Source organism: Streptomyces sp. SM11 (assembly GCF_002910905.1).
GTDB lineage: Bacteria > Actinomycetota > Actinomycetes > Streptomycetales > Streptomycetaceae > Streptomyces.
In genome coordinates this window covers 13,725-37,491 of record NZ_NEUE01000126.1, presented here as the reverse complement: position 1 = coordinate 37,491, position 23,767 = coordinate 13,725, and the positions used below count along the sequence as shown (strand labels likewise).

General features: G+C 72.5%; 17 protein-coding genes, 1 tRNA gene and 3 pseudogenes. 4 read left to right on the top strand and 17 right to left on the bottom strand.

Annotated features, from left to right (window positions below):
- Window positions 1-551: 551 nt before the first annotated feature.
- A pseudogene (locus B9S58_RS09490) lies at window positions 552-875 on the top strand (ABC transporter ATP-binding protein); the annotation flags it as partial.
- Window positions 876-898: 23 nt separating this feature from the next.
- On the opposite strand, the gene B9S58_RS09485 reads toward B9S58_RS09490, so the two are convergent.
- The 7 genes from B9S58_RS09485 to B9S58_RS09455 form a co-directional block, all read right to left on the bottom strand.
- Window positions 899-1,600 carry a hypothetical protein gene (locus B9S58_RS09485; RefSeq protein WP_103531671.1) on the bottom strand — a complete coding sequence of 234 codons (702 nt, stop codon included), beginning with the start codon at window positions 1,598-1,600 and terminating at the stop codon, window positions 899-901.
- Window positions 1,597-2,019: a thioesterase family protein gene (locus tag B9S58_RS09480; RefSeq protein ID WP_103531670.1), complete on the bottom strand. Its 423-nt coding sequence runs from the start codon at window positions 2,017-2,019 to the stop codon at window positions 1,597-1,599. Before B9S58_RS09480 ends, B9S58_RS09485 begins: the two co-directional genes overlap by 4 nt.
- Window positions 2,020-2,024: 5 nt before the next feature.
- Entirely contained in the window at window positions 2,025-3,689 is a 1,665-nt protein-coding gene (gene ettA / locus B9S58_RS09475) for an energy-dependent translational throttle protein EttA (RefSeq protein WP_103531669.1), read from the bottom strand.
- 125 nt (window positions 3,690-3,814) lie between these two features.
- Complete coding sequence (locus B9S58_RS09470) at window positions 3,815-5,302, bottom strand: Cys-Gln thioester bond-forming surface protein (protein ID WP_103531668.1); 1,488 nt, start codon at window positions 5,300-5,302, stop codon at window positions 3,815-3,817.
- Between the two features lie 198 nt (window positions 5,303-5,500).
- Window positions 5,501-5,962 (bottom strand): single-stranded DNA-binding protein, encoded by a 462-nt coding sequence (locus B9S58_RS09465; protein ID WP_103531667.1) that lies wholly within the window; start codon window positions 5,960-5,962, stop codon window positions 5,501-5,503.
- A gap of 154 nt (window positions 5,963-6,116) precedes the next feature.
- Complete coding sequence (locus tag B9S58_RS09460; protein ID WP_103531666.1) at window positions 6,117-7,988, bottom strand: GTPase; 1,872 nt, start codon at window positions 7,986-7,988, stop codon at window positions 6,117-6,119.
- Window positions 7,985-9,628 carry an ATP-binding protein gene (locus B9S58_RS09455; protein WP_103531665.1) on the bottom strand — a complete coding sequence of 548 codons (1,644 nt, stop codon included), beginning with the start codon at window positions 9,626-9,628 and terminating at the stop codon, window positions 7,985-7,987. Before B9S58_RS09455 ends, B9S58_RS09460 begins: the two co-directional genes overlap by 4 nt.
- Window positions 9,629-9,935: 307 nt before the next feature.
- Here B9S58_RS09455 and B9S58_RS09450 point away from each other — a divergent pair.
- Window positions 9,936-10,008 (top strand) — tRNA-Arg (locus tag B9S58_RS09450).
- 143 nt (window positions 10,009-10,151) lie between these two features.
- Here the strand turns inward: B9S58_RS09450 and B9S58_RS09445 are convergent.
- From B9S58_RS09445 to B9S58_RS38890, 5 genes and pseudogenes are all read right to left on the bottom strand, one after another.
- Window positions 10,152-10,946, bottom strand: a complete 795-nt coding sequence (locus tag B9S58_RS09445) for an ABC transporter permease (RefSeq protein ID WP_258044270.1) — start codon at window positions 10,944-10,946, stop codon at window positions 10,152-10,154.
- Window positions 10,943-11,887 (bottom strand): ATP-binding cassette domain-containing protein, encoded by a 945-nt coding sequence (locus B9S58_RS09440; protein ID WP_103531664.1) that lies wholly within the window; start codon window positions 11,885-11,887, stop codon window positions 10,943-10,945. The genes B9S58_RS09445 and B9S58_RS09440 overlap by 4 nt, the downstream gene beginning before the upstream one ends.
- A 76-nt stretch (window positions 11,888-11,963) precedes the next feature.
- Window positions 11,964-12,669, bottom strand: a pseudogene (locus B9S58_RS09435) (response regulator).
- A 74-nt stretch (window positions 12,670-12,743) separates the two neighbouring features.
- Entirely contained in the window at window positions 12,744-13,115 is a 372-nt protein-coding gene (locus B9S58_RS38895; RefSeq protein ID WP_258044271.1) for a sensor histidine kinase, read from the bottom strand.
- Between the two features lie 106 nt (window positions 13,116-13,221).
- Window positions 13,222-13,302 (bottom strand): annotated as a pseudogene (locus B9S58_RS38890) (hypothetical protein); the annotation flags it as partial.
- Between the two features lie 1,000 nt (window positions 13,303-14,302).
- Here B9S58_RS38890 and B9S58_RS09425 point away from each other — a divergent pair.
- Window positions 14,303-15,178, top strand: a complete 876-nt coding sequence (locus tag B9S58_RS09425; RefSeq protein WP_103531663.1) for a peptidoglycan-binding protein — start codon at window positions 14,303-14,305, stop codon at window positions 15,176-15,178.
- A 229-nt stretch (window positions 15,179-15,407) separates the two neighbouring features.
- Here B9S58_RS09425 and B9S58_RS09420 read toward each other — a convergent pair whose 3' ends face one another.
- The 3 genes from B9S58_RS09420 to B9S58_RS09410 form a co-directional block, all read right to left on the bottom strand.
- Window positions 15,408-17,111, bottom strand: a complete 1,704-nt coding sequence (locus tag B9S58_RS09420) for a von Willebrand factor type A domain-containing protein (protein ID WP_103531662.1) — start codon at window positions 17,109-17,111, stop codon at window positions 15,408-15,410.
- 138 nt (window positions 17,112-17,249) lie between these two features.
- Entirely contained in the window at window positions 17,250-18,158 is a 909-nt protein-coding gene (locus B9S58_RS09415; protein ID WP_103531661.1) for an ABC transporter permease, read from the bottom strand.
- Window positions 18,155-20,809 carry an alpha/beta fold hydrolase gene (locus B9S58_RS09410; RefSeq protein WP_181009245.1) on the bottom strand — a complete coding sequence of 885 codons (2,655 nt, stop codon included), beginning with the start codon at window positions 20,807-20,809 and terminating at the stop codon, window positions 18,155-18,157. Before B9S58_RS09410 ends, B9S58_RS09415 begins: the two co-directional genes overlap by 4 nt.
- Before the next feature lie 143 nt (window positions 20,810-20,952).
- Between B9S58_RS09410 and B9S58_RS09405 the strand changes: the two genes are divergently transcribed.
- Window positions 20,953-21,378, top strand: a complete 426-nt coding sequence (locus B9S58_RS09405) for a GNAT family N-acetyltransferase (protein WP_103531660.1) — start codon at window positions 20,953-20,955, stop codon at window positions 21,376-21,378.
- On the opposite strand, the gene B9S58_RS09400 is transcribed toward B9S58_RS09405, so the two are convergent.
- Entirely contained in the window at window positions 21,335-21,991 is a 657-nt protein-coding gene (locus B9S58_RS09400; protein WP_103531659.1) for a DUF4291 domain-containing protein, read from the bottom strand. The two genes, B9S58_RS09405 and B9S58_RS09400, sit on opposite strands and share 44 nt — an antisense overlap.
- Window positions 21,992-22,233: 242 nt before the next feature.
- A complete protein-coding gene (locus B9S58_RS09395; protein WP_103531658.1) occupies window positions 22,234-23,736 on the bottom strand; it encodes a CoA-acylating methylmalonate-semialdehyde dehydrogenase in 1,503 nt (500 codons plus the stop codon).
- Between the last annotated feature and the right edge of the window lie 31 nt (window positions 23,737-23,767).

Below are 23,767 nucleotides of genomic sequence, written 5' to 3'. Positions count from 1 at the left end.
CCAGAGCCTGGACACCCAGCGCGCCTCCGTCCGCGATCTGTGGGTCACCGCTCCCGCGCTGGCCCTGCTCGCCGGAACGGTCCTCACACTGCGCCTGCTCCCGCCCGCGGCGAAGCTCGCCGAACGGCGTGCGGCCAAGGGCCGGGGGCTGCCCGCGGCCCTGGCGGGCTGGCAGTTCAGCCGCCGCCCGCTGCGCGGCGCGGCGCCGGTGCTGCTGCTGGTCCTGTCGGTCGACGGCGGACGCGCGCCGCAGCGCCCTGGAGGTCAGCCGCCCGCAGCCCGGTCCGGGACTGCCGCAGGCGCATCGGGACGCCGAGGTGCGGAGCCCCGAGCTGGAGCGGGTCGGGGCCGAGCTGCTGAAGGCCCTGCCCGCACCGCTGCACGCCGACACGTCGTCGGTCGCGTACGGCGTGCGCACCACGAAGCCGGCCGTCGCGAACGTGCCCTGGCTGCCGAGGCCCGAAGCGCTTCCGCCGCAGCTCACGTATGTGGCGCAGACAGGGCTGAAGGAGCAGGCCACCCTGGTCTCGGGCGCCTGGCCGACGACGCCGAACGAGGTTCGGCGCACGGTCGCCATCCGCGACGGCCGTACGTCCTCCGAGGTGCTGCGCCGCACGGAGGTGGACGCGGCGACGGGCCAGGAGTCGCAGGTGGCCCGGGAGTACGCGATGCTCGACCGGGCGGGACGGCTCCAGTTGCCCGCAGACTACACGCAGACGCTGGGCATGGAACACCGGGTGCTGCTGGAGCTGGAGCTGGACCACATCGGCGTCTGGCCGGACGCGCACGGGGCGCCGGAGAACGAGGCCCCCGACCGCGCCCCGGAGAAGCCGGACGGGCCTTCGAAGGACCCGATGGACCCGAAGGAGAAGTAGAGCGGTCCCGGCGGTCCGGCGGGTCAGCCGTGCCCGACGGTGAGGCCGAGCCCGCCCAGGCCGCCGGCCGGGTCGCGGCGCAGCGCGATCGAGCCGAAGGGCGTCCGCAGACGCAGCCAGCCGCCCGCGGAGAGCAGCGAGACGGGGAAGTCCGGGTCGGGGCGCAGAAAGCCGAGTGACTGGGCGGCGTGCACGGCGCGCAGGGGCAGGTCCGTGCCGCCGACCGGCCGGGACCAGATCTCTCGGCCGATCCGGTCGCGTTCGGCGCGGGTGCGCAGTTCGTCGGGCAGCGCCTCGTCCCGCGTGCGGAACTCGGCGACGGCCGTGTCGAGAGCGGCGCGCAGGGCGTCCGGCCGGGGCAGACCGACCTGCTCCCGCCAGGGCCCGCGGGGCGGCAGGACACCGGTCCAGGGCGGCCCGGTGACGGGGGCGGGCAGCGTACCGCCCCGGTCTCCGGTGCCCTCCCCGGAGATGTCCAGCGACTCCAGCAGCTCACCGGCCGACACCGTGACGTCGAGCGTCTCGGGGCGGGCCAGGCGGGCGGTGCGGATGGCGAGGACCTCGAAGGAGGGCGGGCGGCCGAACACGGCCAGTGCGTCGCCGCCGCCCGCCTGCAGCCGCACCGCGGCGGCCCGGTCGTAGTGGAGCAGCCGGCCGAGGAAGGCGGCGAGATCCGCCGCCTCCCTCGCGTCGGCGAACTGCGGCGACTGCAAGGGCACGGTCATGCCGCCGCGGGCTCCTCTGCGAGGTACTGCTGGAGGAAGAGCTTCTCCTCGGCGGAGATCCGCCGGGGCCGCTCCGCCGCCAGGTCGTACGGCACGACGACGGTCGAGGCGCGTACGTACACCTGGTCGGCGTCCTTGATCTCGTAGGCGATCGTCAGGGACGCGGCGCCTATCCTCGTGACCCACGACTCGACGGTCACCGGCTCGTGCCGGTGGACCAGCGGCCGTACGTAGTCGATCTCGTGACGGGCCACGACGGACCCGCCCGAGAACGACGGCGAGCCGTCCCCGGGCGCCAGCCGGAACATGAAGTCGATGCGCGCCTCCTCCAGATAGCGGAGGAAGACCACGTTGTTGACGTGGCCGAAGGCATCCATGTCCGACCAGCGCAGGGGGCAGCTGTAAAGGTGACGAGCCAAGACGATCAGCCTCGCGTGAGCTTCTTGTACGTGGCACGGTGCGGGCGGGCCGCGTCCGCGCCGAGACGCTCGACCTTGTTCTTCTCGTACGACTCGAAGTTGCCCTCGAACCAGTACCACTTGGAGTCACCCTCGTAGGCGAGGATGTGCGTGGCGACGCGGTCCAGGAACCAGCGGTCGTGGGAGATGACCACCGCGGCACCGGGGAACTCCAGCAGCGCGTTCTCGAGCGAGGACAGGGTCTCCACGTCGAGGTCGTTGGTGGGCTCGTCGAGGAGCAGCAGGTTGCCGCCCTCCTTGAGCGTCAGCGCCAGGTTGAGGCGGTTGCGCTCACCACCGGACAGGACGCCCGCCGGCTTCTGCTGGTCCGGGCCCTTGAAGCCGAACGCGGAGACGTAGGCGCGCGAGGGCATCTCGACCTGGCCGACGTTGATGTAGTCCAGCTCGTCCGAGACGACGGCCCAGAGGGTCTTCTTCGGGTCGATGTTGGCGCGGGACTGGTCGACGTAGGAGATCTTGACCGTGTCGCCGACCTTGATGGCGCCGCTGTCCGGCGTCTCCAGGCCCTGGATCATCTTGAACAGCGTGGTCTTGCCCGCGCCGTTCGGACCGATGATGCCGACGATGCCGTTACGGGGCAGCGTGAACGACAGGTCGTCGATGAGGACCTTGTCGCCGAAGGCCTTCGAGAGGTTCTCGACCTCGACGACGATGGAACCGAGCCGCGGGCCCGGCGGAATCTGGATCTCCTCGAAGTCCAGCTTCCGCATCTTGTCGGCCTCGGCCGCCATCTCCTCGTACCGCGCGAGACGGGCCTTGGACTTGGTCTGACGCCCCTTGGCGTTCGACCGCACCCACTCCAGCTCTTCCTTGAGCCGCTTCTGGCGCTTCTCGTCCTTGCGGCCCTCGACCTTGAGACGGGTCTGCTTCTTCTCCAGGTACGTGGAGTAGTTGCCCTCGTAGGGGATCGCGCGGCCGCGGTCGAGCTCAAGAATCCACTCGGCGACGTTGTTCAGGAAGTACCGGTCGTGGGTGACGGCGACGACGGCACCCGAGTACTTCGAGAGGTGCTGCTCCAGCCAGTTCACCGACTCGGCGTCCAGGTGGTTGGTGGGCTCGTCGAGGAGGAGCAGGTCCGGGGCCTCGATGAGCAGCTTGCAGAGCGCCACGCGGCGCTTCTCGCCACCGGAGAGGGTGGTGACCGGCCAGTCGCCGGGCGGGCAGCCCAGGGCGTCCATGGCCTGCTCCAGCTGGGCGTCCAGGTCCCACGCGTTCGCGTGGTCCAGGTCCTCCTGGAGCTTGCCCATCTCCTCCATCAGCGCGTCGGAGTAGTCGGTCGCCATGAGCTCGGCGACCTCGTTGAAGCGCTTGAGCTTGCCCATGATCTCGGCGGCGCCGTCCTGGACGTTCTCCAGGACGGTCTTCTCCTCGTCCAGCTTCGGCTCCTGCATGAGGATGCCGACGCTGAACCCGGGCGACAGGAACGCGTCACCGTTGGACGGCTGCTCCAGGCCCGCCATGATCTTCAGCACCGTGGACTTACCGGCGCCGTTGGGCCCCACGACACCGATCTTCGCACCGGGCAGGAAGTTCAAGGTGACGTCATCAAGGATCACCTTGTCGCCGTGCGCCTTGCGCGTCTTGCGCATGGTGTAGATGAACTCAGCCAAGAGAAACCGTCCGGCAGCAATAGAGGTGTGGGCAGATACACCCCATCTTGCCTGACGGCCCTCCCCGGACGGAAACCCGTCCGGGGATCGGCACGAGAACAGGGTCACCTCATGCGTGCGTCCGCTCACTCACCGTCGGTGCCCGGCTGCTTGCGGCGGAGGAGGAAGACCGCGCCGCCGCCCACGACGAGCAGCCCGATGGCGACCGCGGCGAGCATCGGGGTGGCGCTGGAGCCGCCCGTGGCGGCGAGGTCGCCCTCCATGCCCGAGGTACTGGAGCCGGTCGTGGCCGGGACGGACTGCTGGGCGCTCCGCGTGCCGACGTCGTTGCCGCCGTCGCCCTCGCTCTCCCGGTCCAGGACGCTGCCGCTGGTGGCACAGTCCAGCACCCCGGTGAAGGTCCTGCCGAACCCGGCGGGCCCGGTGATGGTGAAGTCGTACGCCTGGTCCTCGGCGACGGGGACCAGCACCGTGCGGGTGGCCCCGGCGGGGATGGTGTGCTCGGTGCCGGCCAGCTCGAAGGTGAACGGCTGGTCGCCCCGGTTGGCGGCCGTGACGTCCACACCGCCCGCGGCGCAGTTCTTCCGCGCGGTCAGCGCGGGGGCGGCGCCGGTCTCGGCCCACGTGGCGCTGGCCCGGGCGGAGACCGTGGACTCACTGGAGCCGGCCAGGATCTGGGTCTGGGTGCGGCCGGTCCCGGCGAAGGCCCGGCCGACCGGCACGGAGGTGGTGGCCTGGACCGCCAGGGAGGCGGTGCCGTCGGAGGTGTCCTTCGGTACGGCGAAGTAGAGCCGGTCCCCGTCCGACGCGTCGGTGACGGGGGCGCCCTTCTCGTCCGTGACCGCGATACCGCTGGCCGCCGCGTCCACCGGAGGTGCCACCGAGACCTGGTCCGCGTCAGTGCGGACGGTCACGGGGCCGAGCAGCTCACCGGCCCGCCCGGCGACGGCGGCCGGTTCCAGGGTGAGCGAGGCCCGGGGTTCCTTCGTCTTGCGCGCGTTGCGGTGCAGCCAGTCGGCGAGCTTCTCCGCCTGCTTGTCCGATGCGGTGACATCGGCGTCGTCCGAGTAGCGCCAGATGGCGACCTGGGTTCCGGCGGCGGCGGTCCGCTCGGTCAGCGGGCCGGTGCCGGCCGCGTCGGCGAGCGCGGCCAGGTCGTCGACCTGGGGGTAGGAGTGCTGGAGGATCCAGCGGATCTTCCCCGCGTTCCGGTTGCCGCTGAGCGAGGTCTCCGCCCAGGGGGTCTCCAGGTACTTCGCCTGGTCCTGGGTGGGGTTGTGGAGGTCGATGCAGTAGGTCTTGAGCTTGCCGCCGCCGTCCACGGTCATCTCGAACAGTCCGGCGGGCAGTTCCTGGGTCCGGTCGGGCGCACCGTCCTCCCCCGCGATACGGAGCACGGCGCTGTCGAAGGTCTTCAACCCGTCGAGCACCGCGGCCGCGCCGCCGTGGTGCCGGCCCGGGTCGTCAGCCGCCGCCGGTCCGGCGCCGACGAGTGCGGCGGCCGCGACGAGACCGGAGAGCAGCAGCGCGGCGACCGGGCGGAGGATCCCGCGGCCCGGGGGCGCCCCTGTCGTGCCGGACGACGCAACGGACGCTGAAGACGCAGAAAACACAGAATTCCCCTCCGGGCGAGGCCCTCGCGCATGGTGCGCGTGTGGGGAATGCCTCGCCAGCAGACCCAAGTGACCCATGAGCACTGGGAATCCTAAAGAACGGGCGAAGGGCAGTCCCCCGTACTGCCCTTGCACAACCATTCCGAATCGGAATCGTTATCGCGGGATGGCCGGCGTACTTGTCGCCGATCAGCCTTTTCAGGACACTGCCGCCATTGCGGCTTCCCGTTCGGGCCGCTTCGGCGACTCCCCCGCGTCGCCGTCCGTGACCCGCCCCGAACGCTCCGTCGACATGACTTCCGCTCTGGCCGCCCGGCGGAAGGCGGCGGTTCCGCGGCTCAGGTCGTGGCCCACGGCGACGGCCTCGACATCGACGAACGTCCTGCGCTGACCGGCTTGTTCCTCCTCACGGACCTTCAACCGGCCGTGCACGACCAGGGGTTCGCCGACCGATACGGAACCGGCCAGATTCGCGGCGAGCGTTCGCCAGGACCAGACGGTGTAGAAGCTGGTGCGGCCGTCGGCCCAGAGCTGTTTCTCACGGTCCCAGCGCCGCGGAGTGACGGCGAAACGGAATCGCGCCATTCCGCCGGTGGCCGTCTCCCGGAACTCCACCGCCGTGGCGGCGTTTCCCACCAGTGTCACCAAGGTCTCGTTCATTTCCCGCCCCCGCTTTCCTTGTCGTACCGCATCGCACCGCTCGTCCGCTCGCACCTCGTCGTACGGCGGTTCGTCGTACGGCGGTTCGTCGTACGGCGGTGTCGTGCGGACTCCATGGTGGACGCCGGGCGGGAATCGCGTCGGGGCCTGTGGACTACCGGCCGGTTGTGGAGAACTCCGTCACCGTCACGTACCGCTCGCGCACTTCCCGGTAGCGCACCAGTTCGGCCGCGACCGGGTCCAGGACCCTGGCCCGGCCACAGCCGGCCGCCGCATCGCGCAGCCGCCGCTCGGCGTCCTGCCCGTACCGCCTGGCCGGTCCCCGGATGGCGGCGGCGCAGGACCACTCCACCAGCGGGCCGCCGACGACGCCGGCCAGCATGACGAGCGCCGGCGTGACGAGCCCCGGCTCCAGGACGCCGATGATCTGGCCGACCAGCCACAGGCCGCCGAAGATCTGGAGGAGCGTCATCGACACCTGGGCCAGCACGGCGGCCGGCCACCACTTCGGCCGGGGCGGCCTGGCCGCCCGGCCGCCGAGCGGCGTCCCGCTGATGCCCTGGGCTCCCGCCGTCCCGCCGCTCCGCCCGGCCGCCCCCGGCGCCCCGGCCCTGACCGCCAGTTCGTCCAGCGCCTCGGACAGCCCCTTCGCCCCGTTGTACGCGGACTCTCGCACCGCCTGCGCCCAGGGTCCGGGCAGCCCGTCGGCGGCGTCGTCCGCGACGATCCGGACCGCCTGCTCGACCCGCTGCCGGGCCGTCAGTTCCTCCTCGGGCGGGGTGAGTGCCTGGCCCATCCGGTCCAGGCTGCCGGGCAGGCCCCGGTTCTCGTACCAGCGCCAGAGCCGCAGCCACGGCGTCCCGCAGGCCCGCCCGGCGTTCCTGCGCCACTCCCGTTCGGCGGCCTGTCCGGCGGCCGCCGCGCCGACGGCCTCGGCCAGCCGGTCGGTGAACTCCTCGCGGGCCAGCTCGCCGAGCCCGGGCCGCCCCTCGGCCACGTACACCGGGCGCAGCCGTGCCGCCGCCGCGTCGACGTCGGCGGACAGCCGACGGGTGGCGGCCGTGCGGTCCTGGACGAAGCGGCCGACCATCTCGCGGAGTTCGGGCACCCCGTCGCCGGTGAGCGCGGACAGGGACATGACGGTGGCGCCGGGTTCGCCGTGCTCGCCGAGCGCGATGCCGTCCTCGTCGAGGAGGCGGCGCAGGTCGTCGAGGACGAGGTCGGCCGCCTCGCCGGGCAGCCGGTCGGTCTGGTTGAGGACGACGAAGGTGACCTCCGCGTGTCCGGCGAGCGGGCGCAGATAGCGCTCGTGGAGGGCGGCGTCGGCGTACTTCTCCGGGTCGACGACCCAGATCACCGCGTCGACCAGCGCCAGGACCCGGTCCACCTGGTCGCGGTGCTCGACGGCCGCCGAGTCGTGGTCGGGCAGATCGACCAGGACGAGTCCCTGGAGCGCCTCGTCGGAAGCGGTGGGCCCGGGGTGGGGCCTGCGCCGCAGCCGGCCGGGGACGGCGAGCCTGTCCAGCAGCCCGGCGGCCCCGTCGGTCCAGCTGCACGCGATGGGCTGGGCGGTGGTGGGCCGGCGCAGCCCGGTGTCGGAGATCGGGGCGCCGGCGAGCGCGTTGAACAGGGTCGACTTCCCGCTGCCGGTGGCTCCCGCGACGGCGATGACCGTGTGCCGTGCGGAGAGCCGCCGCCGGGCGGCGGCCTCGTCGAGCACGCGTCCCGCCTCGGCGAGGGTGTCCCGGTCGAGCCGGGCACGGGAGAGTCCGACGAGTTCGCGCAGGGCGTCCAGCCGGGGCGGCAGCGGCCCGCCGGAAGGGACGTACGCCTCGACCTGCGGCTCCGGGTCGTCCTCGTCGGACGTACCGGGCACGGGTTCCCCGGCCTCGTGGGTCTCGGCCGCCGCGGCGCGCCGGGCGATGAGCCCGTCGTCCCAGCGCCCGCCCTTGCGCCCGCTCCGGCCTCCGTCCGACTTCCCCGTGCCGGTGCCCTTGCCGTTGTCCTCGTCCGTGACGGCAGTCATCGCTGCCACCTCTCCTTCTGCAGTACGGAAAGCGCGGCGATCAGTTCGGCCTGGGGTTCGGGGGCGACGTCGAGCACGTCGAGCGGGGCGAGGCGGCGGTCGCGTTCACCGCCGAGGACCTGGTCGAGGTAGCTCGTCAGCAGCTCGCCGCCCTTGTCGCGGAGGCGCAGCGCGCCCTGGGCGCCGATGCGTTCGGCGAGCTGCTCCCCCGCCGCACGGGCTCGACGTCCGCCGAGGAGGGCGGCCGCGAGCAGGGCGACGACGTTCTCGGGGGCGGGCGCCACGCTGCGTTCGAGCTGGCGCACCTCCTCCTCGGCCAGCTCCTCCAGGACCCGCCGCCACCGGCGTACGGCGACGGCGATGCGCCCTTCGACGTCCTCGGCGGGCCCCCAGCCACCGGCCTCCCGCCCGGCCTCCTCGAACCGGAACAGGCCCCCGGCGGGCTCCCGGCGCCACTGGGTGCGGATCTGTTCGTCGGCGGCGGAGACCGAGCACTGGAGCAGGGCCACCAGGCTGTCGACGAGGGCCTCGACGAGTTCCTCGGGCGAGCTGTAGAGCGGGTAGCCGCGCCACCGGGTCCGCGCGTCCCCGGAGAGCACCGCCCCGCTCCGGAGACGGCGCCGGATCCGGGCGGCCTCCTTGCCGTACGCGTCCTCGACCACCCCGGTCAGCCGTACGGAGGCGGCGTACTGAGCGGCGACGGCTGAGGCCAGTGAGGGCATCCGCACGTTGAGCGACTCGATGACGCCGGACGCGGTGCGCCCCACCGCCTGCTGCCGGGCCGCGGGGTCCTGGGCCCGGTGGGCGAGCCAGGCGAGCAGCGGGGCGACCGCGGTGGTGGGGAGCAGTCCGCTGCCGCCGCCCGCGGACTCGGGCAGTTCCGGGATGGTGAACCGGGGTACGTCGCCGAGTCCGGCCCGGGTCAGCAGCGCCGCGTACTGCCGGGACACCTCGGCGATAACCTGGTGGGGCACCCGGTCGAGGACGGTGACGAGTGCCGCGTCGTACTCCTTCGCGGTACGCAGCAGATGCCAGGGCACCGCGTCGGCGTAGCGCGAGGCGGTGGTGACCATCACCCAGATGTCGGCGGCGCAGATGAGTTCGGCGGCGAGGACGCGGTTGCGGACGACGAGCGAGTCGATGTCGGGGGCGTCCAGGAGCGCGAGCCCGCGGGGCAGGCTCACCGCGGTCTCCACCCGCAGCGCGGTCTCCCCGTCCTCTCCCCGTGCGGCGAGGTCGTCCAGCCCGTCCGGGTCGGGCGTCTGACCCGGCGGCAGCCAGATCCGGGGCAGCTGCGGCAGCACCCGCACCCCGGCGAACCAGTGGTGGTCGTCCGGGTGACAGACCAGCACCGGGGTCCGCGTGGTGGGCCGCAGCACCCCGGCCTGACTGACCCGGCACCCCACCAGCGAGTTGACCAGGGTGGACTTCCCGGCCCCGGTGGATCCGCCGATCACGGCGAGCAGCGGCGCCTCGGGGTCCTTGAGGCGCGGCAGGAGGTAGTCGTCGAGCTGAGCGAGGAGTTCGACCCTGGTCTGCCGGGCGCGTTCGGCTCCCGGCAGGGGCAGTGGAAGACGCACGGCGGCGACACGGTCGCGCAGGGCGGAAAGTGCGTCGATGAGCTGAGGCCGTACGTCCATGGTCACCACATGCGAAGAATGCCCAATTTTGAAGCCTTTTTGAAGCGTATAGCCCTCTCTGCGCGGCGGTTCCACCCTCTTGACAGAGTCAGGACAGAGGGGGTGAGTGGGGCAGGGGCATAACGAGTGCACAACACCCGGCGCGGGGGGAGCAAAAACCGATGCGAGAATCGCACCCACCTGCGATTATCGGTTCGCTTCACCGAACCTACACATCGTGCCACGCAGGTGAAGCAACCGGGTCCAGGGGATCGGAGCCCTATCCTTGTCCCGGCACGGCCACGGAACCACCGATCAGGACTCCCGGGCCCCCGTAGCTCAGTGGATAGAGCAGGCGCCTTCTAAGCGCTTGGCCGCAGGTTCGAGTCCTGCCGGGGGCGCACCGACCGCACGACCGTGAGGCCCTCCGCGCAGGAGGGCCTTTTCGTCGGTCAGGGGGACATTAGCGAGCGCGGCGTCATGGCGGCGTAAGCAGCGGCCCGCGCGTCGCACGTGCTGCCCCGCCTCGCCCGGCCCCTCCCCCTCACACGTCCCGCCGCCGGAGCAGCAGCAGGGCGGCGGCCGTGACTGCCGTCGTGCAGGCGGCGACCAGGAGCAAGGAGGGCCAGGGGCCCAGGCTGCCCACGGTGTCGGCGGCGGCGTCCGAGGTCTGGGTGAGCTTTTCCAGTGCGGCCGTCGGGGAGAGGCCGGCGACCCAGCGTTCGGCTTCGCCGAAGAGGGGGCCGAACAGCGACGGCAGGAGCAGCAGGCCGAGCACCGTGGTGACCGCCCCGGCGGAGTGGCGCACGAGGGTGCCGACTGCGAGGCCGAGCACGGCGGCCACCGCGAAGGACGCGGCGATGCCGAACAGGGCGGGCAGAGGCTCGCCCTGGGCGTACCGGCCCTGCGGCAGCAACGCGTCCCCGACGAGGTAGGCAGCCGTGCAGGAGGCCAGAGCGAGGGCGTACATCACGCCCGCCACCAGGGTCGCCTTGGCAGCGAGGACCGTGCCCCGGCGGGGGCAGGCGGCGAACGTCGTACGGATGGTGCCGCGGCTGTACTCCCCCGAGGCGACGAGCGCCCCGACGACCGCGGCCAGCATCTGGGCGACGACGGTGAGCGTGAGGCTGCCGCCGAGGACCGTGTCGTCGGGCTGAAGGCTTCCGGTCGTGGCGACGAACACCGCGCCCAGCACCGGGATCACGGCCGTCGCCACGGTCGTCCACACCGTGGAGCGCACGCTGCGGAACTTGATCCATTCGTAGGCGAGGGCCTCTCGGAAGCCGGTCCGTTTCCGGTTCCGACGCGTGTCGGACAGGGCGGGCGTGGTCGTGGTCATCGGGCTGTCTCCTTCCGGGGCGCCGACGGACTCCTGTCCTCGGCCCGGTACTCCACCGAGGACTGCGACAGTGTTATGTAGACCTCCTCCAAGGAGGAGTGGGCGGGGGTGAGTTCGTGGACGGCGACCCCGTGGTCGCGGGCCAGGTCGCCGATGGCCGGGGCGTCGGGTCCGTCGACCCGCCAGCCGCCCCTGGCGTCCAGCCGTACGCGTGCTCCGACCGCTTCCAGCAGGGTGCGCAGCCGTTCCGGTTCGGGGGACCTGACGAGGGTGTGCGAGCGGGAGTTGCTCTCGATGAGGTCGCGCACGGCCGTGTCCGCGATCAGCCGGCCCTGTCCGATCACGATGAGGTGGTCGGCCGTCAGTTCCATCTCGCTCATGAGGTGGCTGGAGAGGAACACCGTGCGGCCTTCCGCCGCCAGGGACCGCATCAGTCCCCGGATCCAGCGGATGCCCTCGGTGTCGAGGCCGTTGACCGGTTCGTCGAGGATCAGTACCTCCGGCTCCCCGATCAGCGCCGCCGCGATACCGAGCCGCTGGCCCATGCCGAGCGAGAACCCCTTGGTACGCCTGCGGGCCGTCTCTTCCGGGAGACCGACGAGGTCGAGCACCTCCTCGACGCGGCGGCGCGGGATGCCGTTGCTCGCCGCGAGTCCGGCCAGGTGGTGGTAGGCGGAGGGGCCGCCGTGGACGCCCTTGGCGTCGAGCAGCGAGCCGACCGTCCGCAGCGGCACGGGCAGGTCCGCGTAGGTCTTCCCGCCCACGGTGACATGCCCGGCGCTCGGGGAGTCGAGGCCGAGGATCAGGCGCATGGTGGTCGATTTCCCGGCACCGTTCGGGCAGAGGAAGCCGGTCACCCGGCCGGGCCGGACGGTGAACGACAGCCGGTCGACAGCGGTCCGTCCGCCGTATCGCTTGGTGAGTTCCGTTGCTTCGATCATGCGGCCGACGCTACGAGCGGGGGGCCGGTCGCGAATCCTCCGGCGGGAGCCGCTTCCTCCTCCCGCCGGAGTACGGTCAGCGGCCCCCGGCCCTGACCAGACCCGTTTCGTAGGCGAGGACCACCAGCTGCGCCCGGTCGCGGGCGCCCAGCTTCGTCATGGTCCGGCTGACATGAGTCTTCGCGGTCAGCGGGCTCATGATCAGTTCCTTGCCGATCTCGTCGTTGGACAGTCCGGTGGCGACCAGCGCCATCACCTCGCGCTCCCGGCCGGTGAGAACGGCGAGCCGTTCGGCGCCCGCCGCCTCGGGGGCCTTCAGCCGGGCGAACTCCTCGATCACCTGGCGGGTGACGGCGGGGGCGAGCAGGCTCCGGCCCGCCGCGACCGTACGGATCGCGGCGCGCAGGTCGTCCGGCTCGATGTCCTTGAGCAGAAAGCCCGCGGCACCGTGGCGGAGGGTCTCGAAGACGTACGCGTCGACCTGGTACGTGGTGAGCATGACCACGCGGACCCGGTCGAGGGAGCGGTCCGCGGCGATCCGGCGGGTGGCCTCCAGGCCGTCGACGCCGGGCATCCCGGATGTCCATCAGCACGACGTCCGGGCGGGTCGTCCGGACCGCCTCGACGGCTCGGGCCCCGTCGGCCGCCTCCGCGACGACGACCAGGTCGTCGGTGAGGTCGAGGAGGGCACGGAATCCGGCCCGTACGACGGTCTGGTCGTCGGCGAGGACCACCCGGACGGGCGTCGGCGCGGCCGCCGCGCCGTACGCCTGCTCGGTCATGAGGCCGCTCCCCCTGCTCCGTACAGCTCCCCGGTCATGAGGCCGCTCCCCCCTGTTCCGTACCGCGTCATGTTTCATGAGGCCGCACCCTCCGTCGGCAGTTCGGCGTGGACGCGGAAGCCGCCGCCCGGCACCGGACCGTACGTGACGCCGCCGCCCACCGCGACCGCGCGTTCCCGCATGCCGATCAGGCCGAAGCCCCGGTCGGCGGGCGGGGCGGCGCTCGGCGGCGCCGGTGGACCGTCGTCCACGATCTCGATGGTCAGACGGGCGGCGTCGCGGGTCACCGACACCGCGGCGTGCCGCGCCGCGGAGTGCTTCACCACGTTGGTCAGCGCCTCCTGCACGATCCGGTACGCCGTGGCCTCGACGACCGAGGGGAAGGCCGCGTCCCCCGTGTCCCGCCGCAGGCTGACCCGTACGCCGCCCGCCTCGACCCCCGCCACCAGCTCGTCCAGCTGGTCGAGGCGGGGGGGCCGGCGCCGTGGACTCCGCCGCGCGCAGGACGGACAGCGTGGCCCGGAGTTCCCGTACGGCTTCCTTGCCGGAGGCGCGCACCTGCGTCATCGCCTGCCGCGACACCTCCGGCGCGGCGTCCAGCGCTTCGAGAGCCACTCCGGCCTGCACGGTCATCGCGCTCACCGTGTGCGCGAGGATGTCGTGGATCTCCCGGGCGACCCGCGCCCGCTCCTGCCGGACCCGGCGGACGGCCTCCCGTTCCCGGTCCTCCTCGGCCCGCGCGGCGCGCGCGGCGTACTCCGCCAGCAGTTCCCGGCGGGTCCGCACCACCTCGCCCAGGAGCAGCGGAACGAGCGGCCAGACCATCTCCAGGACCGGCAGTCCCTGCGGGTTGGCCACGTCCCGGCCGACCTTCAGCGCCACCGCGCCCGAGACCGTCGCGGCGATCACCCCGGTCCACAGGGTGCGTCGGCGGTCTCCCAGCACCGCGACCGTGTACAGCGCCACGATCACCGGGAGGTTCAGCAGTTCGCCGATGTGTCCGTGCAGCGCCCACCCGGCGCACGCCGCCCCGGTCACACAGACCACCGGAACGGGCCAACGGCGGCGGCAGGCGAGCGCCGCCAGCGAGACCACGAGGAGGGCCCAGGTCAGCGCGTCGGCCTGCCGGTAGCCGGGTTCGTTGACGGCCGCGTCGGCGGTGGTGAACACGCCCACCACCGCCACCACCAGCAGATCCGCGACGATCGGCGGCAGGGCCCGCACACGGGCGGCCAGGCGGTCGAAGGTCATCCCCCCCTCACGGTAGGAGGCGGGGCGTCCGGCCGCATACGACAGCGGGAGGAGGCGGGCCCCCACCGTGGCGTGCGCAGGTCCGCGGGGCACGGCGCCGGGGGTCTCCACTCCGCACCCATCGGGCAGGAGTTCGGACACACCCGGACAGGAGTTCGATGTCGGCGGAACCTTCCGTCCGGCGGGATGTTCGGCAGGGCCCACGAGCGGGCAAATCGTCAGATGGGCCCCAATGCGGAATTCCCGCCGCGAGGCGCTCCCGACCACCCCCTTCACCCGGCTGGTGTATGCGGCTCCGCGCCGCTGTCCCTCCGCCGGTCCCACCACCCCCACATCGAAGCACCCGCGTGAACTACGCACCATCAGGGAAAGGAGCGCCGCGATGGCGACGCCGTTGTCCGCCGACAAGCTGCTCAAAGCCCTCCGCGACGAAGGCCTCCACGTCGTCGAGCACCGGAGCTGGCGTACCAACAACCGGAACCACAAGGGTTCCTGGGGCCCTACGCACGGGGTGATGATCCATCACACGGTCACCTCGGGCACCGCGTCCTCGGTCGAGCTCTGCTACAACGGCCACTCCGCCCTGCCCGGCCCGCTCTGCCACGGGGTCATCGCCAAGGACGGGTCCGTCCACCTCGTGGGGAACGGGCGGGCCAACCACGCCGGGCTCGGCGACGACGACGTCCTGCGCGCCGTCATCGCGGAGAAGGCGCTGCCCCCGGACAACGAGGCCAACACCGACGGCAACCGGCACTTCTACGGCTTCGAGTGCATCAACCTCGGCGACGGCAAGGATCCCTGGCCGGCGGCCCAGCTGCTGGCGATCGAGCGGGCAGCCGCCGCCGTCTGCCGTGCGCACGGCTGGACGCAGCGGTCGGTGATCGGGCATCTGGAGTGGCAGCCGGGCAAGGTCGATCCGCGCGGGTTCACCATGAACTCGATGCGCACACGGATCGGCAAGCGGCTGGGCGGATCCCCGGACGGCCCCTCGGAGCCGCCGCCGAAGCCGAGATACGAGCCGTTTCCGGGGGCCGCGTTCTTCAAGGTCGGCCGCAACAGCGCGATCATCACGGTGATGGGCAGGCGTCTGGTCGCGGAGGGCTGCGGCCGGTACACGGTGGGGCCCGGCCCGGCCTGGTCCGAGGCCGACCGGAAATCCTACGCCGCCTGGCAGCGCAAGCTGGGCTACACGGGCGGCGACGCGGACGGCATTCCGGGGAAGACCAGCTGGGACCGGCTCAGGGTACCCAACGTGTGACGGAGGTTCCTGGCTCCTCCTCCCCCGCTCCGGCACGATCGGGCAGCGGGAGCCGGGCGCCGCCGCACGCCGGCCAGCGGTTGAGGCCGCCGCGCAGGGGGCGCTCCCAGGTGACCTGCGGGTGCCGCGCCGTTGGTCCGCCGACGATTGACGAGGAACCGTGCGATGACGAACGGGATACGAACGGTGCGGGCCGGAGAACTGAACCCAGTATGCCGCCTTCCCCGTCTCAGCCGATCTCACCCTCGCTCGGCTCCGGCCCGCCGCCCGTTCCGGCTCCGCCCCTGAGCCGGTCCGCCTGTCCGATCGCCGTGGCCAGCTTCCTGACGGCACTGTCCTCGGTCGCCTCCGCCAGCCCGTCCGCCCGGGAGGCGAGTTCGCTGAGCCCGGGCGCTCCGGGCAGCTCGCCGCCCCGCAGGTCATCGGCGAAGTACGCGGCCACGGCAGCCACTTGGAGCCGGTCGTTCTCGCCGCCCCACAGGGAGCCCTTGACCGCCTCCGTCCGCACGGTTCCGGTCTCCTCCCGGGGCTTGCGGGTCCTGGGGTCGAGCCAGCGCACGGTGGCCTTGGCCACGGTGCCGGAGGCGCCCTCGCGCAGCCGGACGGCGTACAGAGCGGTCACGGTGTGGCCGGGGCCGACCTCGCCGCCGTCGACGCTGTCGTCGCGGAAGTCCTCGTCGGCGACCTTGCGGTTCTCGTAGCCGATCAGCCGGAACTGCTTCACGGTCTTCCGGTCGAACGCCACCTGGGCCTTTGCGTCACGGGCCCGGATCTCCAGGTGGGCGGGGAGCTGGCCGACGAAGACCTTGCGGGCCTGTTCGGCGTCACCGACGTACGTGGTGTTCCCGTCGCCCTTGTTGGTGAGCTGCTCCATGAACGCGTCACCGTAGTCGCTGCCGACGCCGACGCCGAAGAGGGTGATGCCGTACTCCCGGCGGGCGGAGTCGATCTTCTTCAGGATTCCCTCGGCCTCGGTGTCACCGGTGTTGGCGAGGGCGTCGGAGAGGAGCACCACCCGGTTGGTGGCGCCTTCGCGGTGGCCGTCGACGGACTTCTCGTAGCCGAGGGTGATGCCCGCCTCGACGTTGGTGGACTGCGCCGGCCGCATCTCCCGCACCGCGCCCTTGATCCGGTTCCGGTTGCCCTTCACCCGGGTCATCGGCAGCCGGGTCTCGGCCTCGTCGCTGAAGGTGACCAGGGCGATGGAGTCGTCGTCGCGCAGTTCGTCGGTGAGGATGTCCAGGGACTTCCTGACCAGGTCCAGGCGGCCGGTCTCGGCCATGGACCCCGAGATGTCGACGACGAACGTGAGAGCGGCGGGCGGCCGTTCAGCGGTGGACGGGGCGACCTCGGTGGCCAGGCCGACGCGCAGCAGCGACCAGTCGGAGGCTCCGGTTCCACCGCCCCCGCCCTTCCCGGTGGCGATGCGCGCCCCGTCGACGTTCACCGAGAAGCCGGGCCCCTTCGGGCGTTCGTACCCCTGGCGGAAGCTGTTGACGAACTCCTCGGGGCGTACGTCCTCGGGAGTGGGCAGCCTGCCGTCGCCGAGGATGCGGCGCGCGTAGCCGTAGCTGGCGGTGTCCACGTCCAGGGCGAAGGTGGAGAGGTAGTCGGGCGCCACGGTTTCCGGCCTTCCCGTGTCCCCGTCCTCTCCCGTCGGCGCGGCCGCCCGGCCCTTCTCGGACGCAGCCGCGTCCGGCGCGGGCTGTCCGCTGCCCGTCGACCCCTGCCCCTTGCGCGTGTCCGAGGTCACGCCGCGCGTGCCCTCCGAGCCGCTGTCGCCGCCGCCGCAGGCGGTGAGCAGCAGGGCGCCCGCCAGGAGAAGCGCCACGGCTCCGGCCCGGCCCCCCGGCCGACCCCCTGCCCAGCCTCCTGCCCGATCTCCCGCCGAGTCTCCTGCCCGCTCTTCGTGTCGCCGGCTGATCTGATGCATGTGTAACCCCCCACGTCGTCACGATGTCCTCGACATCTGTGAATGTGACGTACGGGTCCGCCTGCCGGAGTCGACGAAAGCGTTGCGGAACCATCTCGATGCGGCAACAGCGGGCGGGAAACCGGCGGAACATCAGGTTCAGGACACGATGTCCTTGCGACTGAACCCGCGGAAGGCCAGCGCGAACAGGATCAGGGCATAGGTCACGGATACGGCCGTGCCCTTGATCATGCCGCCCCACTCCAACTGCGGCTGGAGCGCGTCGGCCCAGGCGAACTGCCAGTGCGCGGGCAGGAAGTCGCGCCAGGAGCCGAGCGCGGTGACCGCGTCGAGCACATTGCCGACGATGGTGAGGCCCACCGCGCCGCCGACCGCCCCGAGCGGGGCGTCCGTCTTCGTGGACAGCCAGAACGCCAGGCCCGCGGTGACCAGTTGGGAGACGAAGATGAACGCCACGACGATCGCGAGGCGGGGCACCGTGTCCCCGGCGGCCAGCGCTCCCCCGGTGGGAAGTTTCAGCGGCCCCCAGCCGTAGGCCGCCGTGCCCGCCACCAGCGCGACGAGCGGCAGCAGCACCATCGCGGCCAGGCTGAAGCCGAGCGCGACGACGAGCTTGGACCACAGCAGCCGTACGCGGGGCACGGGTGCGGCGAGCAGATAGCGCAGCGAGGACCAGCTCGCCTCGGAGGCGACGGTGTCCCCGCAGAACAGGGCTACCGGCACCACCAGCAGGAATCCGGCCGAGACGAACAGCGAGGTGGCGGCGAAGTTCGCGGCGGACTCGGTCGCCACGTCCATCAGGTTGATCCGGCCGCCGCCCCGGCCGCCGCCACCGTCCTCGCCGTCCGGCGTGCCGCCGATCGCGAAGGCGATGATCAGGATGAAGGGGAGGGCGGCGAGCACCCCGCCCATCAGCAGGGTGCGGCGGCGGCGCAACTGCCGCATCGCCTCGACGCGGAGGGGAAGCGTGCGCCGGGCGCGGTAGCCGGCGGCCTCGGGATGCTCGGTGTCGTCCCGGACCTCGGGGGCCTGGGTGGGGGCGCTCATGCTGCTCCTCCGGAGATCAGGGTGAGGAAGGCGTCCTCCAGGCGGCGGTGCGGTCCGACGCCGGTGACCGGGATGTCGAGCCGGACGAGGTCCGCGACGAGCCGCGCGGTGGTGGCCCCGTCGAGGCGGACGAGGAGCCCGAGCCCGTCGTCGGTGCGGACGGCGGAACCGATGCCCGGCAGGGCCGCGACCTTTTCCGCCAGCGGCTCGGACACCTCCTCCGCCACGCTCACCAGGATCATGTCGCCGGATCCGGTGATCTCGGCGACCGGCCCGGCCTGGACGAGCCGGCCCCGGTCCATGACGACCAGGTGGGTGCAGGACTGCTCGACCTCGGAGAGGAGGTGGCTGGAGACGATGACGGTCCGGCCGCCGGCCGCGTACCGGATCATCACGTCCCGCATCTCGCGGATCTGCGGCGGGTCGAGCCCGTTGGTCGGCTCGTCGAGGATGAGCAGGTCCGGCATGCCGAGCATGGCCTGTGCGATGGCGAGCCGCTGCCGCATGCCCTGGGAGTACGTCCGTACCGCGCGGGCCAGCGCGTCGCCGAGGCCGGCGATCTCCAGGGCCTCGTCGATGTGGGCGTCCTCGGCCGGGCGGCCGGTGGCCTGCCAGTAGAGGTCGAGGTTGGCGCGCCCCGAGAGGTGCGGCAGGAACCCGGCCCCCTCCACGAACGCCCCGACCCGGGACAGCACCGGGGCCCCCGGCCGGATGGCCTGCCCGAAGACGCGGATCTCGCCCTCGTCGGGGGTGATGAGCCCCATGAGCATGCGCAGGGTGGTCGTCTTGCCCGCGCCGTTGGGCCCGAGAAGTCCGAGGACCTGGCCCTTCTCGACACGGAAGGACAGCTCGCGCACGGCGTACCGGTCCACCGACTTCGCGTACTTCTTCGAAAGACCGGTGATCTGGAGCGGTACGTCGGTGAGCGCGGGGTCCGGCGCGGGCGTCGCGGTCCGGCGGCGGGCGGTGAGCAGCAGAGCGGCCGCGATGACGAGGGCGGCGGCCGGGAGGCCCCAGGTCCACCAAGGGAGGGCGGCCGCCGCGGTCGTCACGGCGGGCGCGGTGGGGATGGTCAGCGGCCCGTCGGCGGTGACGGTGTACGTGGCGGGCTCGGCCGGGGACGCGTAACCGAGGTCCGTCGCGGAGAACACGAGGCGCAGCCGGTGCCCGGCGTCGAACGCGTGGTCGATCGCGGGCAGCGCCAGCTCGACCGGTTCGCCCTGCTGGTCGGGGGTGATCCGGTAGGGGGCGACGAGCTGGTGGGGCAGCACCTGCTGTCTGCCGTCCGGTGACACGTCGTACACCTTGCCGAAGAGCACCGCGTCCCGGTCGCCGCTCGCCGTGACGTTCACCTTCACGGTGGGCGTGCCGGTGACGCGTACGGAGGTGTCCAGCGGGGCGGACTCGAAGCGGGCGAACTGTCCCGGGAAGTCGAGCGAGAGCCCGACGCCGAGGGAGGAGAGCTGGGCGAGTCCGCCGCCGGCGCCGGGCACGGCGGAGATGGCGGGCGGTGCGGCGCCGGCCGGGTTGCGGAAGGTCTTCGTCCCGCCGCCGAGGGCGATGTCCCGGCCGCCGCCGCGCAGCCCCGGGTAGGTGTCGCTGCTCGCGCCGCGCAGGAGGGCGGCGCCGTCGGTGGAGTCGACGCCTCCGGTCCGGGTGACGCGGAAGGCGGGCCCGGTGCCGGTGCCGGTGTCCTCCTTGAGATACCGGTCGAACCAGTTCCCGACGCGCCCTTCGACGCGTCCGGTCTCGCTGTCGCCGCCGTCGTGTCCGCCGGAGATCCAGTCGACGGAGACCGGTGCGCCGTTGGCGCTGATGGCCTTCTGCATGGCGTCGGCCTGGCCGAGCGGGAAGAGGGAGTCGGACTGCCCCTGGAGGAGGAGCGAGGGGACCTTGATGCGGTCGGCGACGGCGGACGGCGAACGCTCGGTGAGGAGCTTCACGGCCTCGACGTCGGGCTCGCCGCTGACGGCGACCCGTTCGTACATCTCGCAGAGCCGCTTCTCGAACTTCTCGCAGCCGCCGCCGGTGGTGATGAAGATCCCGGCCCAGAGCTTCTTGAAGACCCCTTCGGGGAAGAGGGCGTCGGCGAGGTTCCAGTAGGTGATGACGGGCGCGATGGCGTCGACCCGCTCGTCGTGCCCGGCGGCGAGCAGGGAGACCGCCCCGCCGTAGGAGGCCCCGGTGAGGCCGACCCGGGGGTCGCCCTTCCCGTCGAGCTCCACCTCGGGCCGCGTCGCGAGCCAGTCGATGAGCCGGGAGACGTCCTTGACCTCGTGGTCCGGGTCGTTGAGGGAGATCTCCCCGCCGGACTTCCCGAAGCCGCGCGCCGACCAGGTGAGCACCGCGTACCCGTCGGCGGCCAGCTTCTCGGCCTGGGCCCGTACGTCGTTCTTGCTGCCGCCGAAGCCGTGCCCGATGAGCACGGCGGGCCGCTTGCCGGAGCCTTCGGCGTGGAAGTACGAGGTGTCGATCGGCACCCCGTCCATCCGCAGCGTCCGGTCCTCGCGCTGCACGGCGGGCGTGCCGTCGTCGGCGACGGCGGTCCAGGTGCCGCCGCCCACGAGCACGGCGAGCACGGCCACGGCCGCGGCCCACCGGGTCCGGGTACGGGGCAGCAGGCGCCACCGTCGAGCAGTAGGAGTCTCCATCCCCCGACCCTAAGCGGAGGACGCAAGCCGATCGAATGCCGCCAGGGGGAGGTGAACAGCCTCCCTGAGAGGTACGGTCCACCCCCGCCGTACTCCGGACGCGGTACAGAATGCGTTCAGAACCCTTGCCGCGGGAGGCCCTTGTGGACATTCGCCGCGCTACTACCGTCACGGAACTCCTGGCCGCCGGCCACCTCTACGACGCACCGCCCCGCGAGGAACGGGCCGCCCGCTTCCTCGCGGCGGACGGTCACCTGATGCTGATCGCGTACGTGGACGGCGTCCCGGCGGGCTTCGTCTCGGGCATCGAGATGCTGCACCCGGACAAGGGCACGGAGATGTGCCTGTACGAACTCGGCGTCGACGAACCGTTCCGCCGCCGGGGCATCGGCAGGGCCCTGACACTGGCGCTCGTGGACATCGCCCGGGAGCGGGGGTGCTGCGGCCAGTGGGTCGGCGTGGAGGAGGACAACGAGGCGGCGCTCGCGACGTACCGGTCGGCGGGGGCGGGGGACGACGGAGGGGTCAGGATGCTGGCGTGGGAGTTCGGGGGCGGTGCCTCGCGGTAGACGGGCGCTCCCGGGTACGACGCACCGGCCGGGGCGCGGCGAGACCGAGCGGTGTCTCCACCGGCAGCAGGGTGGCGGCCCGCTCCCGCTCCCCCGCCCGGACCGCCGCGCGCACCTCGCGCGCGAGCGGGGTGACGTCGCGGACGGACACGGTCCACTCGTCCGCGTACCGCCGTGCGGCCTCGCCGCTCAGCCCGAGCTGGAAGGAGCGGTACGGGAGCGGGTTCAGGTCGAGGTCGCGCTCGGGGTCCCACTGGACCCGGGCGGGGGCGGCGCGCAGGCTGCGCTTCCAGGACCTCTCGTCGGGGGGCACATCGCTTACGTAGTGCGAGAGTTCGGCGTGCGCGAGGGCCCATTCCAGGCCGCTCCGGTCGATCTCGACGGCGAGGACGACCTCCTGCCCCTCCTTCGTGCCCCATCCGCAGCGGTACATCATCCACAGGAAGCTGGGCTTGATCCATGTCGTCCGGTCCCGCTTCCAGGCCGCCGGGAACCGCCCGTCACGTGCGGCGGGGAGCCCGATGGCGGGCCGGTACGCCTGGTAGACGGTGACGGTCGAGGCGGTGTGCTGGGCGCGGATCTCGTAACGGGGCGGGAGGGCCGGGGTGTTCATGGGTCACAGGATGCAGGGCGGGGCGGTGGCCCGGCATCCGCATTTCTCGGGGTGGCGGGGCTCCGCCGGCATGCCGGTGCGGGGGAACCTCCGGTTCACTACCTGGAAGACGGGCGTCACGGCCCGACGAACGTCACGGCCGGGCAAACGTCGCAGCCCGACGCACCGGTCCCCGCCGGCACCGGGGTGCGGGCGGGGACCGGCGAGGACTGCGGGGGCGGCGGGGGCGGCGGGGGCGGCCCTCAGTGGTTGCGCGGGAAGCCCAGGTCGACACCCGACGGGGCGTCGGCCGGGTCGGGCCAGCGGGTGGTGACGACCTTGCCGCGGGTGTAGAAGTGCACCCCGTCGTTGCCGTAGATGTGGTGGTCGCCGAAGAGCGAGTCCTTCCAGCCGCCGAAGGAGTGGTAGCCCACCGGGACCGGGATCGGGACGTTGACGCCGACCATGCCGGCCTCGACCTCCAGCTGGAAGCGGCGGGCCGCGCCGCCGTCGCGGGTGAAGATCGCGGTGCCGTTGCCGAACGGCGAGGCGTTCATGAGGGCGACGCCGTCCTCGTACGTGTCGACGCGGAGCACGCACAGCACCGGGCCGAAGATCTCGTCCCGGTACGCGTCGGAGTCGGTGGAGACCTTGTCCAGGAGGGACAGGCCGATCCAGTGGCCGTCCTCGAAGCCCTCGACCGTGTGGCCCGTGCCGTCGAGGACGACCTCCGCGCCCTGGGCGGCGGCGCCCGTGACGTAGGAGGCGACCTTGTCGCGGTGGGCGGCGGTGATCAGGGGGCCCATCTCGGAGGCGGGGTCGTTGCCGGGGCCGATCGTGATCTTCTCGGCCCGCTCACGGATCTTGGCGACCAGCTCGTCGCCGATCGCGCCGACGGCGACGACGGCGGAGATCGCCATGCAGCGCTCACCGGCGGAGCCGTACGCCGCCGAGACCGCCGCGTCGGCGGCCGCGTCCAGGTCGGCGTCCGGGAGGACGAGCATGTGGTTCTTCGCGCCGCCGAGCGCCTGGACGCGCTTGCCGTTGGCGGAGGCCGTGCCGTGGATGTGGCGGGCGATGGGGGTGGAGCCGACGAAGGAGACTGCGGCCACGTCGGGGTGGTCGAGCAGGCCGTCGACCGCCACCTTGTCGCCGTGCAGGACGTTGAGGACGCCGTCCGGGAGACCGGCCTCCGAGGCCAGCTCGGCCAGGAGGTTGGCGGCCGACGGGTCCTTCTCGCTGGGCTTCAGCACGAACGTGTTGCCGCAGGCGATGGCCAGCGGGAACATCCACATCGGCACCATGGCCGGGAAGTTGAACGGGGTGATGCCCGCGACGACGCCGAGCGACTGGCGGATCGAGGAGACGTCGACCCGGTTGGAGACCTGGGTGGACAGCTCGCCCTTGAGCTGGGTGGTGATTCCGCAGGCCAGCTCGACGATCTCCAGACCGCGGGCGACCTCGCCCAGCGCGTCCGAGTGCACCTTGCCGTGCTCGGCGGTGATCAGCGCGGCGATGTCGTCGCGGTGGGCGTCGAGCAGCGCGCGGTAGCGGAAGAGGACCGTGGTGCGCTGGGCGAGCGAGGACGTGCCCCACGTCGCGTACGCGGCCTTCGCCGCCGCTACGGCCGCGTCGACCTCCTCCACGGAGGCGAGTGCCACCTGCGTGGTGACCGCGCCGGTGGCCGGGTCCGTCACGGGACCGTACTGGCCCGACGTGCCCTCCACTGTCTTGCCGCCGATCCAGTGGTTGACGGTCTTCGTCATGACGTACTCCTTCAGGCTTCTGGCCGCTCAG

Bases quoted from the DNA above. Each gene is read 5' to 3' on its own strand.
- B9S58_RS09485 (WP_103531671.1), bottom strand. From the start codon at position 1,600: ATGACCGTGCCCTTGCAGTCGCCGCAGTTCGCCGACGCGAGGGAGGCG.
- B9S58_RS09465 (WP_103531667.1), bottom strand. From the start codon at position 5,962: ATGAACGAGACCTTGGTGACACTGGTGGGAAACGCCGCCACGGCGGTG.
- B9S58_RS09460 (WP_103531666.1), bottom strand. From the start codon at position 7,988: ATGACTGCCGTCACGGACGAGGACAACGGCAAGGGCACCGGCACGGGG.
- B9S58_RS09455 (WP_103531665.1), bottom strand. From the start codon at position 9,628: ATGGACGTACGGCCTCAGCTCATCGACGCACTTTCCGCCCTGCGCGAC.
- B9S58_RS09445 (WP_258044270.1), bottom strand. From the start codon at position 10,946: ATGACCACGACCACGCCCGCCCTGTCCGACACGCGTCGGAACCGGAAA.
- B9S58_RS09440 (WP_103531664.1), bottom strand. From the start codon at position 11,887: ATGATCGAAGCAACGGAACTCACCAAGCGATACGGCGGACGGACCGCT.
- B9S58_RS09425 (WP_103531663.1), top strand. From the start codon at position 14,303: ATGGCGACGCCGTTGTCCGCCGACAAGCTGCTCAAAGCCCTCCGCGAC.
- B9S58_RS09420 (WP_103531662.1), bottom strand. From the start codon at position 17,111: ATGCATCAGATCAGCCGGCGACACGAAGAGCGGGCAGGAGACTCGGCG.
- B9S58_RS09415 (WP_103531661.1), bottom strand. From the start codon at position 18,158: ATGAGCGCCCCCACCCAGGCCCCCGAGGTCCGGGACGACACCGAGCAT.
- B9S58_RS09410 (WP_181009245.1), bottom strand. From the start codon at position 20,809: ATGGAGACTCCTACTGCTCGACGGTGGCGCCTGCTGCCCCGTACCCGG.
- B9S58_RS09400 (WP_103531659.1), bottom strand. From the start codon at position 21,991: ATGAACACCCCGGCCCTCCCGCCCCGTTACGAGATCCGCGCCCAGCAC.
- B9S58_RS09395 (WP_103531658.1), bottom strand. From the start codon at position 23,736: ATGACGAAGACCGTCAACCACTGGATCGGCGGCAAGACAGTGGAGGGC.